The organism is Massilia frigida (assembly GCF_011682175.1).
GTDB lineage: Bacteria > Pseudomonadota > Gammaproteobacteria > Burkholderiales > Burkholderiaceae_D > Telluria_A > Telluria_A frigida.
This window is the reverse complement of the sequence record NZ_WHJG01000014.1, coordinates 24,319-40,156: the sequence shown is the minus strand read 5'-3', so window position 1 is coordinate 40,156 and position 15,838 is coordinate 24,319. Positions and strand designations below refer to the sequence as shown.

Sequence of the window (15,838 nt, the reverse complement as noted above, 5' to 3'; positions counted from 1 at the left end):
TACCGCACGGTACGATTGTCACCAATCATTTCAATTACGGACGAGAAATACCGGCCAGCACGGACACCATCTGGGCATCGAGCAGTCGAGTGTCGCGCGAAGGATACGCCAGCTTGATCTGGCCCGACTGGACCAGGGCGTAAATCTTTCTGTTTACTTCAGACAAAACACCGCCACGGCCATTTTCCGGATCGCTGATCCAGAAGCCCACTTCCAGGTCGTAGCCGTCGGCGCCGAACTTGGTCAGCGACACCCCCGGCGCCGGATCGTCGAGCACGCGCTCGACCCCGTGCGGCTGCTGTTCGAGCAGCGGGATCAGCACATCGAGGTCGCTGCCGTAGGCCACGCTGAGCGTGGTCGCCACCCGGATCGAGCGGTTCGACAGCGACTGGTTCTGTACCGGCCCGGAAATGAGCATTTCATTTGGCAACACCGTCTCGACCCCATCGAGCCCTTGCAGGATGGTGTAGCGGGTATTGATATGGGTAACTTTGCCGGTGAATTTATCGACCGAAATCATATCGCCGATGGCAAGGCTGCGTTCGAGCAAGATGACAAAGCCCGACACATAGTTGCTGGCAATTTTTTGCATACCGAGACCCAGGCCGACGCCGAGCGCGCCGCCGAATACCGACAGCACGGTCAGGTCGATGCCGACCAGGGTCAGGCTGCCGAGCACGGCAATAATGATCAGCACGGCGCGGCTCATGCGCCCGATCACCGCGCGCGACGAGGTATGGATGCCTTGCACGCCCATCAAGCGCTCTTCCAGCGACGCGCCAGCCCACAGCGCCAGCATCAGCAGCACCACCACCGAGACGATGGCTTGCAGGATCGCCGCCATCGATACCTTGTTTTTGCCGAGCGGCAGCTTGGTATCGTCGAGGAACTCGAACACATCCGGCCAGAGCCCGGCGATGTACAGGGCCACCGCCAGCCAGACCAGCATGGCGAAGATTTTTTCGAAGGTGAGAATGGCGGCGCCGACCGGGCCGTGACGCGCAAACACGCGCCGCATCAGGTAAAACGCCAGGCGGATCACCGCCAGCGACGCGAACAGCGGCAGCGCCAGGCGCAGCAGGTGCACATTGTAGCGTTCTGCCACGAACAGCAATTTGGCCAGCCCCAGGAAGCCCACCACGGCCAGCGGGCTGAGCACATAGGAGAAACTCTCCACCCCTATCTGCACCACCCCGTTCCCGGAGCGGCCGCGCAGCCAGGCACGCCGGATCGCGTAACCCAGCCCCCATCCCAATACGATACAAACAACGATGGCCCCAGCTTGGTACAGGAAGCTGGGTTTGTCGAAATCCTCGATCAGGTCGGACAGCACGTTCGATAAGGGCATGGGGCTCGCTGGGCGGGTTATTCGTCGGCGTCGGCGTCGATCTCGTCAGCCGGCTTGTCTTTCGGTGGCTTCGGCGCCATTGGCTTGCGCTCCATCACGGCGGCGAAGAAGCCGTCGGTGTGGTGCTTGTGCGGCAGCAGCTTGAGGTAGTCGCCCATGTCCAGGTCGATCTTTTGCTCAGCCAGCACTTTGCTCATCGGCACCAGGTCGAATTCCGGATGGGCCGCCAGGAATTGCTCGACGATGAAGTCGTTCTCTTCGTCCAGCAGGCTGCAGGTGGCGTACACCAGGCGGCCGCCACCCTTGAGCAGGCGCGCCGCGCCGTCCAGGATCGAGGCTTGCTTTTCCTGCATTTCAGCGACGGCTTCCACCTTCTGGCGCCATTTCACGTCCGGATTGCGGCGCAGGGTACCCAGGCCCGAGCATGGCGCGTCGACCAGCACGCGGTCGATCTTGCCGGCCAGGCGCTTGATCTTGGCATCGCGTTCGTGCGCGATCTGCACCGGATGCACGTTCGACAGGCCGCTGCGCGCCAGGCGCGGCTTGAGCTTGGCGAGACGCTTTTCGGAAATATCGAAGGCGTACAGACGGCCGGTGTTGCGCATCAGCGCACCCAGCGCCAGGGTCTTGCCGCCTGCGCCGGCGCAGAAATCGACCACCATCTCGCCGCGCTTGGCGCCGACGATCTGGGACAGTACCTGGCTGCCCTCGTCCTGCACCTCGATCGCGCCGCTCTTAAACAGCGGCAGGTTTTGCAGGGTTGGCTTTTTCAGCACGCGCAGGCCGAGCGGCGCGTACGGCATCGGCATCGCTTCGATCGGCGCTTCGGCCAGGCCGGCGACGACTTCATCGCGCGTGGCCTTGATCGAATTGACGCGCAGGTCGAGCGGGGCCGGCTGGTTCAGGGCGTGCGACAGGGCCAGCGTTTCGGCTTCGCCATACTGGGCCACGAACTTGTCGAACAGCCACTTCGGCAGGTTCGAGCGCATTTGCGGCGGCATCAGGTTGCGGTCGATTTCCTGGATGCGGTTCAGGAATTCGGTTTCTTCCTCAGTCAGGCCGCCCAGCGAATCGACGCCCACCGCTTCGGCCAGGCCGAGGATGGTCAGGCGGCGCATGGTCGGGCTGGCGCCCGCTTCGGCGAAGTCGGTAAAGAAGGATTTATTGCGCAGGATGGCGTAAATGCCTTCCGCCACGGCGCCGCGCTCGCGCGAACCCAAGCGCGGGTGGTCTTTGAAGTAGCGCGACAAAGTGGAGTCGGCGGGCGCCGAAAAACGCAAGATCTCGCGCAATACTTCTTCGGTATTGGCGAGTATCGCTGGTGGCAATCTCATGGTATTCCTTGGTTAATTATTTGTTGGTTCGGCGATGCGAACGTCGCCGTTGTCGATGCTGAGCCGGTCCTCGACGAACAGGCGGATCGCGCGCGGATAGAGCGTGTGTTCCTGCACCAGCACGCGCGCGGCCAGGGTGTCGGCGGTATCGCCCGGCAGCACCTCGACTTCCGCCTTGAGCACGGCCGGGCCGTGATCGAGTTCGGCAGTGACGAAATGCACCGTGGCGCCGTGCCTGGCCACGCCGGCGTCGAGCGCCTGCTGGTGGGTGTGCAGGCCGGGAAACAGCGGCAGCAGCGAGGGATGAATATTGAGCATGCGCCCGTCGTAATGGGCGACAAAGCCTGGCGTGAGGATGCGCATGAAACCGGCCAGCACCACCAGGTCAGGCGCAAAGCGGTCGATGGTGTCGCGCAGGGCGGCATCGAACGCTTCGCGCGTGGCGAATTCCTTGTTGGCGACCACGGCGGTCGGGATGCCGTGCGACTGGGCAAATTCGAGGCCTTTGGCATCCGCCTTGTTGCTGATGACGGCCGCGATGCGCGCCGGCCACTGCTCTTCCCGAGCAGCATGGACGACGGCTTCCATGTTGCTGCCGCGCCCGGAAATGAGGATCACAATGTTTTTCATAGCGCGCATTGTACCCTGAGCGGCTGGCCGGACCAATAAACCGGGGTACAATTGTTGCAGCGCAGCACGAAGCCGCGACGGAAGGCCAGGCGCGCAACCGTGCCGGCGCTGGCTTACTCGAAGGAGTAGAACACGCGGAAGGGCACTTTTTTCTCGGCCCAGTAGTCGGCCGCGTCGCGGAACACGTCAAGCAGGGTTTCGCGTGCTTCCTTGTCGAATTTCTGCGTATTCGGCAATTGTTCGAGCACGACGATAAAGCCCGGCTGCGGGCCGGCCTTGCCGATGGTATCGGTCAGGCACTCGCGCAGGGCATCGAAATTCTTGCCGCAAGGCTTGGGAAAGTAAAAATTCTCGGCAATGCGGCCGCACACCTGCTGCTTGGTCAGGGTATCGGCGCAATGCGCGTACAGGAAATGCTGTCCCAGTAGGACTGCTTCTTCTTGCAGTTCCACTACACGGAAGGCACGGATGGACTGCACAAGATTGGGCGGCACTGTAATCAACAAACTCATTTTTCCCTCAAGTCGTCCTGGTGTGGTCGGGTGCATTTCTATTCTATTGTTGCCGATGCGTCGCGTTTACCGGGGAAAACGCCGATCTCCTGCTACCGTTGCCACCCGCCAATATACCCCCTAATCGTATAAGGGTAACGTTTTGTGGTTACTGAATCAACCCGAATGTGATTTGAACCACAATATTTGTAATAAATCAGATCGAATTCTGTATAAACCCTCTAATTTATAAGCCCCGCGGGAAGAATGCCCGGCCATTCTGCGACCTGGGGCGGCGGGTGTTCTTCGCTGTTACAAATTGTTGCCATGCGGATTTCACTTCGCGCTCCGACAGGAATACCATGCAGTGGTGGTTCTCAGTGTCGGAACTCAGAGCCGTTTATAGTGTCTTACCCTACATACGAGGTATCCCATGAACATGCACACCAAACTGATCGTGACGGCATTGGGCATCTGCGCCCTGCCGTTCGCCCAGGCGAGCGAATTCGCCGATTACGGCCGCGTCATCCGTGTCCAGCCGCGGGTGGAGCAGGTCCGCCAGCCGCGCGAAGAATGCCGCACCGAGTACGTGCAAGTGCCGGCGCAACAGCAGCAGCAGGAACGCAGCGCGGGCGGCGCCATCATCGGCGGCATCGCCGGCGCGCTGCTGGGCAACCAGGTCGGCGGCGGCAGCGGCCGCGCGGTGGCCACGGCGGCCGGCGCGATTGCCGGCGCGGTCGTGGGCGACCGGGTCGACAACAATGGCCGCGCGGTGCAGAGCCAGCCGCAGTATCCGCAAGAACAAGCCGTGCGCCAGTGCCGCATGGTCGACGCCTACGAGTCGCGCACCACCGGCTACGATGTCACCTACGATTACCGCGGCCAGACCTACACCAGCCTGATGGACCGCGATCCGGGCCAGCGCATCCGCCTGCGGGTGTCCGTGGAGCCGGAACACGGCCAGTAATCCGCAGCGGCTGAGGGCGCCGCTTCCCGCACCAGGCGCCGGCGGGCCCAGGTAACCGTCGCCCCGCGTCGGCGTGCCCCGGATAAGCGTCGCCCCCGCGCCGGCGAAACCCGGATAAGCGTCGCCCCCGCGCCAAGACGGCACTCGGCGGGGGCCCAAGTGAACGCCAGCCCCTCCTTCCGGAAACGTTTCCCCCGCCCAGGTCCGCCTTGGCGCGAGGGCAACGCCTCCCACGGCAGCGCCATGCCATCCATTCCCGCATTTCGCTTGCACTCCGGTAAGCCCTCCATCGATAATGGGCGATCGAATCAGGCGTCCTATGCTCATCAAAAGAAAATCCATCGAACAGGCCGAATCCTCGCGCCGTCCAGCCCGTAAGCCAAAATTTGCGCCCGTGACCTTATCCGAGCAGGATGGCGTGCGTTACCTGCACTTCGGTACCGAATGGGTGCAGGGCGCCATGCGCATCCGCAAGCCCGACTGGCCCGAGCTCGAATACGCGCAGCAAATGATGGCCTGGATGCTGTTCATCGAGGCCCCGCGCGCCATCGCCCAGCTCGGCCTGGGCACCGCCACGCTGACCAAATACTGCTACCGCACTTTCCCCGAGGCGAGCGTGACGGCGGTCGAACTCAATCCCTCCGTCATCGCGATCTGCGCCTCGATGTTCAAGATGCCGCCCGAGGACGAGCGCCTGCGCGTGCTGGAAATGGATGCGCTCGACTTCGTCAACGATCCCGTCAACGCGGATGCCTTCGACGTGCTGCAATGCGACCTGTACGACGCCACCGCGCGCGGCCCGGTGCTCGACACGCCCGAGTTCTACCAGGCCTGCAACGCTTGCCTGCGCGACGGCGGCATGATGACAGTCAACCTGTTCGGCGACCATCCCAGCTTTGCGCGCAATATCAAGGCGATGAAATTCGCCTTTGGCCATGTGATCTGCCTGCCGGAAGTCCACGACGGCAACGTCGTCGCCCTGTGCTTCAAACAACGCCCCGTCATCGATCCGGAAGCGCTCGCTGCGCGTGCCGCACAAATCGTGACGGCGACCAAATTGCCGGCCAAATCCTGGGTCAAGGGCATGCTGGCGGCTAAGTAATTTGCAGTGCCCAAGGGAGAAAACGGATTGAACGCAGAACATACGATCAGCAGCGCGGCGCCCAAGCGCAGTGCCCCCAAATCGCTCGACCTGCAAGCCATCTTTTCATGGCTGCTGGCCGATGGCATCGTGGAGAAGGCCAACGTCAAGGGTAATTATGCCCAGGCCCAGGGCATCCTGAAGACGGCGGTCGGGTCCATGCATCCCCTGTCGGCCGTGGCCCAGTGCAAGCTGGTCTCCGCCCTGCCCCCGCACAACCTGCTCACGCTCGACGTACTGACCGAATGGGCGGCAGGCAAGGTCCGCCTGCCCTTCATTCGCATCGACCCGCTGAAAATCGACTTCACCAAGGTGGCCGATGTGATGACGGCGAGCTACGCGGCGCGCTTTAACATCCTGCCGGTCGAACTGAGCGGCACCAAACTGGTGGTGGCCACCGCCGACCCATTCTCGATCGAGTGGGAAGCCGAGATCATGAAGGTGTCGCGCCGCAAGATCGAGCTGGTGATGGCCAATCCGCTCGAAATCTCGCAATATATTTCGCAGTTTTTCAGCCTGGCCAAATCGATCAAGGATGCCAACAAGTCCAAGGGCCAGGACCTGGCGCTGCGCAACAACTTCGAGCAACTGGTCGAACTGGGCAAGTCGAACAAGCTCGACGCCAATGACCAGCACGTGGTCAACATCGTCGACTGGCTGTGGCAGTACGCCTTCGAGCAGCGCGCCTCCGACATCCACCTGGAACCGAAGCGCGAGATCGCCTCGGTGCGCTTCCGGATCGATGGCGTGCTGCACCAGGTGTACCAGGTGCCGGCGGTGGTGATGATCGCCATGACGGCGCGCATCAAGCTGCTCGGGCGCATGGACGTGATCGAAAAGCGCCGCCCGCAGGACGGGCGCATCAAGACCCGTACTACCGGCGGCCAGGAAGTCGAGCTGCGCCTGTCGACCATGCCGACCGCCTTCGGCGAAAAGCTGGTGATGCGGATTTTCGATCCGGAAGTGGTGGTCAAGACCCTGCCCGAACTGGGCTTTCCGCCGGACGACGCGACGCGCTGGGACTCTCTGACCACGCGCCCGCACGGCATCATCCTGGTGACCGGGCCGACCGGTTCGGGCAAGACCACGACCCTGTACACGACGCTCAAGGCGCTCGCCACCACCGAAGTGAATGTGTGCACGGTGGAAGACCCGATCGAGATGGTCGAGCCCTCGTTCAACCAGATGCAGGTGCAGTCCGGCCTGGACCTGGGCTTTTCGGATGGCGTGCGCGCGCTGATGCGGCAAGATCCCGACATCATCATGGTCGGCGAGATCCGCGACCTGGCCACGGCCGAGATGGCGATCCAGGCGGCCCTGACCGGCCACCTGGTGCTGTCGACCCTGCACACCAACGATGCGCCCTCGGCCGTGATGCGGCTGCTGGAACTGGGCGTGCCGCATTACCTGCTGGAAGCGACGCTGATCGGCATCATGGCGCAGCGCCTGGTGCGCACCCTGTGCGTGCTGTGCAAGGCGCCAGGTGGCGAACTCAACGACGACGTGTGGGACAGCATCGGCGGCTCCTGGAACATTCCCAAGCCGGCGGTGGTGTACCGCCCGATCGGTTGCCCGGAATGCCGCCAGACCGGTTTCCGCGGCCGTACCGGCCTGTACGAACTGCTGACCGTGACCGAGGGCTTTACCAACATGATCGGCAAGGAAACCGACCTGGCCGCCCTGCGCAGGCAGAGCGTGGGCGATGGCATGAAACCGCTGCGCATTGCGGGCGCGTACAAGATCATCGAGGGCGTGACCACGGCCGAGGAAGTACTCAAGGTGACGGCCAAGTTGACCTGAGCAACAGGGTCCGCGACAGCTGTTGCAAAACTTCCTAGCGGAAATCGAAATCGCCAGCTATAATATTGCCTCTTTCGGGGTCGTTAGCTCAGCTGGTAGAGCAGCGGACTTTTAATCCGTTGGTCGCAGGTTCGAATCCCGCACGGCCTACCACGAATTCGCAGTAAGCAAACGAAGCAGTTGCGAGCGATCGCCACTGCTTTTTTTGACCGGTTTTACCTTGGGTCGTTAGCTCAGCTGGTAGAGCAGCGGACTTTTAATCCGTTGGTCGCAGGTTCGAATCCCGCACGGCCTACCAAGAATAAGTAGTAATCAGATCAAGCAGTTACGAGCAATCGTAACTGCTTTTTTGTTTAGAGCACCAGATCCATTTTTCTCGTCTTGTGCCGTGCTTGTGCCGTGATTCTCGGTCAAGAAGGCATCAAGGATCACTTAGGCGCCGACAAGCGCAGCTACCGCGCAGCGCGAAAGCTACCTCCCGGCTGAAAGCCAGCGGCCGTGGCCAGCCGCCATCGACCCGCCATCTGCTTTGTTTGCGCCGCAGCCTCCAACACGACGTTGTTATCTGCCCAGCGAGGATTGAGGTCAAGTAGGAGCTTCCCATCCTGTTGAAAGCCATAATAGTGACCAGGATGTACAGCGCCAATCGGAAAGGCGCCTGTATGCGACTGGAGCTCCCAAGAGCCTTCAAAGTCCTGACCTGAAGCCGGCAACGAGGAGGGAAGTGTTACCGCCAGAGTCGCGACGACGGTGCCAGATTCATCGCTAAGCTCAAGCCTGTGCCTGACTGAGGGCTCGCCGCAAGCGCCAAGGCTCGCGAAAATGAAAAGCACTGACAGTGCATGGAAAATGCGGATTTGTATGGGAGCGTACATGCGGCCAATCGAAGTCCCAGCGAGGTCGGGGTATATTCCGATCATACTGCACTTGGATATAGGGAGAACAAAATCCACAACCAGCAAGCTCTTCAAGGTCGGCTTTTGGCGCTCGATGCCAATGGCACTCGACGGCGCAGCGTTACCAGCCGATGAGGCCGCTCGACGGCGGACGGCTGCCGACACCGCCATGGATGAGATGTGACGAATTTGTGACGCATCCAGCCAGTATCAGAATTTGACGCCCTTGGCTGATATTGAGAACGACGCGCGCCAAGCATCGTTAGTCGTTGACCTAACGGTAAGTTGAAAAAACTCAGCCGTCTTTTAATCCGTTGGTCGCAGCTTAGAATCCCGCACGGCCTACCAAGAATAAACAAAAAGCCCGCAGGTTCGCTTGCGGGCTTTTTCCGTCTGGCGCTTCCTCTCGCGTCCCTAGATTTTGGCCCCGATCGAGAAAAACACTTGACGCGGCGCCCCCGTCAGCAAGGTCGCATAGGTGCCGTTCGGATCGGACTTGAGAAAACCGTTCGATCCGACCGTGCTGATGTATTGCTTGTCGAACAGGTTATTCACGTGCAGCTGGAACGTGACCTCCTTGAGGCGCCACACGGACTTGAGCTTGTAGCCTGCCGACATCGACGCCATCAGGTAGGAATCGACGCCCGCATCGTTGAGGAAGGTGTAGTAGCGCTTGCCCGTGTACTTGACCCCGACCCGGCCGAAGACATGATTGCTTTCGTAATTGAGTTCGGAGCTGAGCATGGTGCGCGGCGTATCGACGACCTGCATGCCGCTGGCCTTGACCAGCACCCCGTTATCCATATAGTTCGACTTGTAGGTCGAGTCGTTATAGGTCACCGAGTTGAACCACGAATAGTCCTTGCTCATTTTCCACATGGCGCTCGCCTCCATGCCGGTGGTGAGCACCTTGCCCACGTTGACCAGGGTGCTCGGACAGCCGGCAATGCCGCTGCATGTGGCCACGCTGAGCTGGCGATCGCTGAAGTCGGCGCGGTACACGGCCACCGAACCTTGCAAGGTATTGCGCCGGAAGCGGTAGCCAAGGTCGACCGAGGTCGAGGTTTCCGGCTTGAGCTTGCCCTTGCCCAGGTCGAACGCCACCTGGGTCTGGGAAAACGGCCCGGCCGAGCCCGGCTGGTAGGCGCGCATGTTCTTCGATGCCGATCCGAAGATTTCGTCATCCTTGTTCAAGGCGTAGATCGCGCCGGCCTGGGGCAGGAAGCTTTTTTCGGCCGTGATCGAACCGGCTGCCCGCGTGCCGAGCGCGCTGGTCGCGTCGATGCTCACCTTGGGGCTCTTGAACCCGGCATTGACCTTGAAGCGGCCATCGGCCATCGAGATCGTGTCTTGCAGGTAGAGCTGGCGCGTGCTGGTGTCGAAGCTCTGGAAAAACGCGCGCGAGCTGGGCTTGGTGAGGAAATGGCCGGTATCTTCCGGACCGCCCACCGCGTAGAAATTGCGCGAAAAATCGTGGGCATTGGTTTCGCCCCACATGCCAGCCTTGAGCGCATGCATGCCGCGCTCCCAGCTCAGGTCGAACACGAAGCCGCGCCGGTGAATATCGTACTCGGAAGCGCGGATCGACATCGGCACCGTTGCCGACGACACCGCGTACGGCGTATACCAGTGGCCCTGCCCCTGGTGCTTGTGGGTGTAGAGCGTGCCTTTGAAGCCGAGCCCGGCACCGAAGTCGAGGTCCAGCGTCAGCCCGCCGAGGCCATCCTTGCGCAGGCCGCGCCCAAGGAAATACGCATCATCCTTGGTGGTGACGCCGCCAGTGTAGACACCGCGCGCGGCCGCCACGGCACGCTCCCAGTCCGGCGCATAGTAGTCGAAGTCGTAGCCGACCTTCGGCAGCATGGCGAGCGACAGATCCTGGTAGTCGCGCTCGATGCGGTCGGAATAGTTATAAAAGCCGCTCAGGGTATGGTCGCCTATCGGTTGCTGGAAGCGGACATTGAACTGTTCCTGGTCATGCGAGCCCTCACCCTTCCATTTGCCGGCGCGCTGGCGCGTTGCGCTCAGGTAGAACTTGCCGCCACCGGAGAGTTCGCCCGAATCGACCCGCGCGAAGGTACGCGAGGTCGCGTTTTCGCCAACGGTCTGGACCACGGCGGTGCCGAACTCGTCGTTCGGCTCCTGCATTGCGAACTGTACCGTCCCGCCAAGGTTGCTGGTCGATGCCGTTCCGAGTGCACCGGCGCCTTGCGACAGCGACACCCGCACCACGTTTTCGGAGGACACCGCGCGGGTGATCTGCAAACCATTGTTGTTACCGTAGCTCATGTCGCCCAGCGGGACATTATCCAAGGTAAACCCGAGCTGGCTCTGGCTGAAGCCGCGCACATTGAAGCGCACCGACCATTCGTAGATGCCGAACGCATCGGCGGCCTGGAAACTCACGCCCGGCAAGCGTTCGAGCGCTTTGAGCGGACTGGTGCCCGGCAACAGCTTGCTCAATTCAGTGCGCGAAATGTTCTGGACCTGGCGGCTTTGGCCACGGCCGAAGGTTTCGACCACGATCGCGGCCGGAGCGGAGGCTGGCGGCGCCGGCGGCTTGGCCGACGCCGCTGGCGCGGCGTCCAGCGCGGCCGGTTCCGGCGGCAGGGCCGCATCGGGAACGGCGGCGTAGGCGAAGCAGGACAGCGCCTGCATGACGAAAAGACAGAGCGGTTTGATCGTTGGCTGCATAGAATTCTCCGTGACAATGCGAATGGAATTGCTTGGATCGGTGACGAGATCCACTGACCGTGCTGCCCTGCATGCGCGCCCTTGTCAGAGCGGTGGCGCATGCAAGTCACATGTGTATATATTGCTTCATGGAATCAATCTAGAGTGAGAAACGCCCGATTATTTTTACTCCATGGAAATAGTGTCGCGAAAATGTCACCCACCGCAGCTGCCGACAGTGGGCCGCGCCGGCCGGGCTAGCGGGCCGGCAAGGGCAGGCGGCGGCGCCGGGCGCCACCATGTGCCTGATGGTTAACATTGTTGCGCCGGGCATACGCGCACGGCCGCGTATCATGCGAATGAGCAAACTTGAGGTAATCTTGAGGAACGATGCGATGAAGGCGGGGATATATGGCGCAATTGGACGAGCGCGCGCAGCGCCTGACCGTGAAACTGGTCTACTATGGCCCCGCCCTCTCCGGCAAGACCAGCAATCTGACGCGCCTGCACGATTTGCTCACGGCCGACCGGGTGGGCGACATGATGCTGCTCGAAACCGAAGGCGACCGCACCTTGTTCTTCGACTTGCTGCCGCTCGGCTTCACCGCGCCATCCGGCCTGCTCGTCAAATTCAAGCTGTTTACCGTGCCCGGACAGGTTGCCCACAATGGCACGCGCAAGGCGGTGCTCTCGCGTGCGGACGGCGCCGTGTTCGTGGCCGACTCCCAGTGTAACCAGGCAGTCAACAATGGCTCCTCATTCGACAACCTGATGGCCAATGCCGCCACCGTCGGGATCGATGTGGCCAGCTTTCCGCTGGTGGTCCAATACAACAAGCGCGACCTGCCCGATATCTTGTCCGAGGAAGACATCGCGCATCGCTGGAGCAAGGCGCCCTGGCCGGTGCTGCTGGCCAGCGCGCTGCGGGGCGACGGGGTCAGGGAAACGTTCTCGGCCTTGCTCAAGCTGGTCTACGTGCGGCTCGACCTTCAGTTCGCGCTGCTGGCCGAGCACGGCCTGGCGCAAGACGCGTTCGTCAAGGCGGCCGGAGGAGAATTGAGGTGAACAAACACCTGCCTGCATTCGACCGCCAGGTCAGCTTGGGCGACATGATGCGCCACGTTCCGGCGGCCGCGCTGGCAACGGCGATGCAGCACAGCGTCGGCCATGCCTGGCGCATCGCCGGCATCGACGACGAGCCCGTGCGCGCGGGCGCGCTGGCGATCGACGGCCCCGTCTGCACGGTCGCGCTGGTGGTCGACATCGACGTGGTGGGGACATTGTGCGCGCCGGCCGAGCGGCAGAGCTGGCTCGCGCCGGCGGGGAAATGGATCGAACTGCTGCTGGGCGCCTCCAACCGTTACCGGATGGCCGCCGACCTGCATCTGGAAACGGTGATGTCCGACCATGACGAACTCATGGCCAAGCACGCGGCGCTGGCCACCTCCGAGGCGCGCTACCGCACCCTGAGCGCGCAGCTCGAAGCGCGCGTGCAGGAGCAGGTCGGCCAGATCGAACAGAGTCAGCGCCGCATGTACCAAGCCGAAAAAATGGCTTCGATCGGCAGCCTGGCAGCCGGCATGGCGCATGAGATCAATAACCCGATCGGTTTCATCAGGAGCAATCTGAGTACCGCCAAGGAGTACGTCGCCACCGTCGCCCAGGCCATCGCGGCGGCGCCCGCGGCGGCGGCCATGGCGGCCAAGCTGGCCTATATCCTCGACGATTTCCCCAACTTGATCAACGAATCGATTGCCGGCGCCGACCGGGTGTCGCGCATCGTCGCGGACCTGAAGGCGTACGCCCATTGCGAGCCGGCGCAGTTCGCCGCCATCGATCCGAACGATGCGCTGCGCGCGGCCGTGAGGATGCTGGGCGAGCTGCCGGCCGGGGTGCGGCTCGAGACCGAGTTCGAGGCGCTGCCGCCAGTCACTTGCGACCCCGACGGCCTGACCCGGGTGGTGCTGGCCTTGCTCCTGAACGCGCGCAGCGCGATGCGCGAGCGCCAGGGCGTGATCCGGCTCGCCAGCGCGGCCCGCGACGGCGAACTGCGCGTGTCGGTGAGCGACCAGGGCTGCGGAATCGAGGACGCGGTGCTGCCGCGCATCTTCGACCCCTTCTTCACCACCCATGGCGTGGGCGGCGGAATCGGGCTCGGCTTGACGGTGGCCGGCGACGTCGTACGCGCGCACAGCGGGCATATCGCGGTGCGCTCGACAGTGGGCGGCGGCAGCGATGTCGACGTGCATATCCCGCTGCAGGCCGGGGGCCGTGCATGAGCTATGGGCATTTGTTCACCGGCGCTGCCCAGGCCAACAGCACGGCGACCGAGGTGCGCGCCTACCGCATCCTGCTGGTGGACGACGAGCCGAACGTGCTGTCGGCCTTGCGCCGCGTATTTCGCCAGGAAAATTACGAGATCGTTACCAGCGGCAGTCCGCGCGAGGCGCTGGCGCTGCTCAAGGCCGGAACCTTTCACTTGATCATCAGCGATTTCATGATGCCGGGCATGGACGGCGGCGAATTGCTGCGCCAGGCGCGCCAGATCGAGCCCGACATGATCCGCATCATGCTCACCGGCCATGCCGACGTGAACGCGGTGGTGGGGGCCGTGAAGACGGGCGCGGTCTATAAATTCATCCTCAAGCCGTGGAACGACGACGACCTGCGCGTGACGGTGGCGCTGGCGCTGGAACGCCAGGAGCTCAACCGGAGCAACAAGGCCCTGATCCAGGACAATGCGCGCAAGTCGCATGAAATCGAGCAGATGGCCAAGTTTTCGGCGGGCAACCGCAGCCGGCTGGCAACGGTGCTGCACCGCCACGGCAAACTCAACCTTGGACAGGTGCAGGAACTGATCCGCATCCAGCAGCAGGCCCAGAAGCAGCAGGCGGTATTAAAGGAAATCGTCGAACGCGGCTGGGTACAGGAAAAGGTCGTCCACGACTTGCTGGCTGCCGAGCTGATGATCCAGCAGGTCAACGTTGACGAGATGTCGGTCGACGTGGCGGTGGCCGCGCTGGTGCCGGCCGCCTTGTGCCAGCGCCACTTGATCATTCCCCTGCGCATTGACGACAAACGCCTGACGGTGGCAATGGCCGACCCGCTGGACGAAGGCTTGCTGCACGACCTGCGCTTCGTGACCGGCCTGGAAATTGCGCCCGTGCTGGCGTCGATGTCAGCTATCGTGGCCAAGATCGCCATCGTCTACAACACCGGGCAAGCCGACCTGACCGACCTGGAGGCGGCCTTCGGCTCGAACGACCCGTATGAAGGAGTGGAAATCGTCATCGAGGACGATGGTGCCGGACAGACGCTCGAAGAGCTGTTGCGCGGCACCGACGAGCCGCCCGCGATCCGGCTGGTCAATGCGATCCTGCTCGAGGCGATCAACGTGGGCGCGTCCGACATCCACATCCAGCCGCGTGCCAAGAATGTGATGGTGCGCTTGCGGGTCGACGGCGTGCTGATCGACAAGATGCAAATTCCGCACAATATGCACCAGTCGATCGTCTCGCGCATCAAGATCATGGGAGAGATGGATATTTCCGAGCGCAGGCGGCCGCAGGACGGACGGCTGGCGGTGAAAACGCCGCAGAAGGTGGTCGACCTGCGGATTTCGACGTTGCCGACCATCAACGGCGAAAAGATTGTCATGCGCATCCTCGACCGCAATGCGGCCGTGCTGCGCCTGGACGGCATCGGTTTCAATCCGATGGACCTGGCCAAGGTGCGCAATGCCAGCGACAAGCCGCAGGGCATCGTCCTGGCGACCGGTCCGACCGGCAGCGGCAAGACCACCACGCTCTACAGCCTGCTCCAGAGCAGCGCCACCTCGGAAAAAAACTACATCACGATCGAAGACCCGGTCGAGTACTACCTCGACTCGGCGGGGCAGGTGGTGGTGCGCGAAAAAATCGGCCTGACCTTCCCGCTGGTGCTGCGCGCCATCTTGCGCCAGGATCCGGACGTCTTGCTGATCGGCGAAATCCGCGATTTTGAAACGGCCGAGGTGGCATTTCACGCGGCGCTGACCGGCCACCAGGTGTATTCGACCCTGCACACCAATTCAGCGATCGCCACCATTTCGCGCCTGTTCGACCTGGGCCTGAAGCCGTTCGTGATCGCGACGGCGCTCGAAGCGGTCATCGCGCAGCGCCTGGTGCGCAAGATATGCGAACGCTGCCGGGCACCGGCGCCAAGCGAGCCGGACCTGCTGCAGCGCCTTGGCGGAAGTTTCGCCGCGCAGCCGTTCACGGCGTTCCACGGCGCCGGATGCGAAACTTGCCACGGCAGCGGTTACAAGGGCCGCCTCGGCCTGTATGAAGTGCTCGCTCCGGACACCCACATGCGGCACTTGATCGCCTCCCAGGTCGCCATCACGGAAATCACGCAATACGCCCGCGAGCAGGGTTTCATGAGCTTGCGCGACGACGCTTTCATCAAGGTGCGCGATGGCTTGACGACAGCGGACGAGGTGTTCCGGGTGCTGGGGCCGGAGTGAGCCCGGAAGGCACTTGCCATGGGAGGGACGGCGTATTCCGGGTGCTGGGGCCGG

The 15,838-nt window shown here is 62.5% G+C and carries 11 protein-coding genes and 2 tRNA genes; 8 read left to right on the top strand and 5 right to left on the bottom strand.

Annotated elements, in window-relative coordinates:
* Positions 1–34: 34 nt before the first annotated feature.
* The 4 genes from F2P44_RS15285 to F2P44_RS15270 form a co-directional block, all read right to left on the bottom strand.
* A complete protein-coding gene (locus F2P44_RS15285) occupies positions 35–1,348 on the bottom strand; it encodes a mechanosensitive ion channel family protein (RefSeq protein WP_167087831.1) in 1,314 nt (437 codons plus the stop codon).
* A 17-nt stretch (positions 1,349–1,365) separates the two neighbouring features.
* The gene (locus F2P44_RS15280; RefSeq protein ID WP_167087829.1) at positions 1,366–2,682 is read right to left on the bottom strand and encodes an RsmB/NOP family class I SAM-dependent RNA methyltransferase; all 1,317 of its coding nucleotides are present in this window, start codon (positions 2,680–2,682) and stop codon (positions 1,366–1,368) included.
* Between the two features lie 12 nt (positions 2,683–2,694).
* Positions 2,695–3,312, bottom strand: coding sequence for a phosphoribosylglycinamide formyltransferase (purN, locus tag F2P44_RS15275; protein WP_167087827.1), 618 nt, complete (start codon positions 3,310–3,312; stop codon positions 2,695–2,697).
* A 113-nt stretch (positions 3,313–3,425) separates the two neighbouring features.
* Positions 3,426–3,824, bottom strand: coding sequence for a barstar family protein (locus F2P44_RS15270; RefSeq protein WP_167087825.1), 399 nt, complete (start codon positions 3,822–3,824; stop codon positions 3,426–3,428).
* Positions 3,825–4,236: 412 nt separating this feature from the next.
* Between F2P44_RS15270 and F2P44_RS15265 the strand changes: the two genes are divergently transcribed.
* The 5 genes from F2P44_RS15265 to F2P44_RS15245 all read left to right on the top strand — a co-directional run bounded on the left by F2P44_RS15265 (position 4,237) and on the right by F2P44_RS15245 (position 8,009).
* Positions 4,237–4,770 carry a glycine zipper 2TM domain-containing protein gene (locus F2P44_RS15265; RefSeq protein ID WP_167087823.1) on the top strand — a complete coding sequence of 178 codons (534 nt, stop codon included), beginning with the start codon at positions 4,237–4,239 and terminating at the stop codon, positions 4,768–4,770.
* 319 nt (positions 4,771–5,089) lie between these two features.
* Complete coding sequence (locus tag F2P44_RS15260) at positions 5,090–5,872, top strand: spermine/spermidine synthase domain-containing protein (RefSeq protein ID WP_167087821.1); 783 nt, start codon at positions 5,090–5,092, stop codon at positions 5,870–5,872.
* A gap of 27 nt (positions 5,873–5,899) precedes the next feature.
* On the top strand, positions 5,900–7,711 hold the full coding sequence (gene tfpB, locus F2P44_RS15255; protein ID WP_187363329.1) for a type IV pilus assembly ATPase TfpB: 1,812 nt from the start codon (positions 5,900–5,902) through the stop codon (positions 7,709–7,711).
* Between the two features lie 77 nt (positions 7,712–7,788).
* Positions 7,789–7,864, top strand: a tRNA-Lys gene (locus tag F2P44_RS15250).
* A gap of 69 nt (positions 7,865–7,933) precedes the next feature.
* Positions 7,934–8,009 (top strand) — tRNA-Lys (locus tag F2P44_RS15245).
* Positions 8,010–9,021: 1,012 nt separating this feature from the next.
* Here the strand turns inward: F2P44_RS15245 and F2P44_RS15240 are convergent.
* Complete coding sequence (locus F2P44_RS15240; RefSeq protein WP_167087819.1) at positions 9,022–11,301, bottom strand: TonB-dependent receptor; 2,280 nt, start codon at positions 11,299–11,301, stop codon at positions 9,022–9,024.
* 390 nt (positions 11,302–11,691) lie between these two features.
* Between F2P44_RS15240 and F2P44_RS15235 the strand changes: the two genes are divergently transcribed.
* Genes F2P44_RS15235 through F2P44_RS15225 form a run of 3 tightly spaced genes read left to right on the top strand, consistent with a single transcriptional unit; the run spans position 11,692 to position 15,784 of the window.
* Entirely contained in the window at positions 11,692–12,345 is a 654-nt protein-coding gene (locus F2P44_RS15235) for a GTP-binding protein (protein WP_167087817.1), read from the top strand.
* Entirely contained in the window at positions 12,342–13,559 is a 1,218-nt protein-coding gene (locus tag F2P44_RS36375; RefSeq protein WP_167087815.1) for a sensor histidine kinase, read from the top strand. The genes F2P44_RS15235 and F2P44_RS36375 overlap by 4 nt, the downstream gene beginning before the upstream one ends.
* A complete protein-coding gene (locus F2P44_RS15225; RefSeq protein WP_167087813.1) occupies positions 13,556–15,784 on the top strand; it encodes an ATPase, T2SS/T4P/T4SS family in 2,229 nt (742 codons plus the stop codon). The genes F2P44_RS36375 and F2P44_RS15225 overlap by 4 nt, the downstream gene beginning before the upstream one ends.
* Positions 15,785–15,838: the final 54 nt, after the last annotated feature.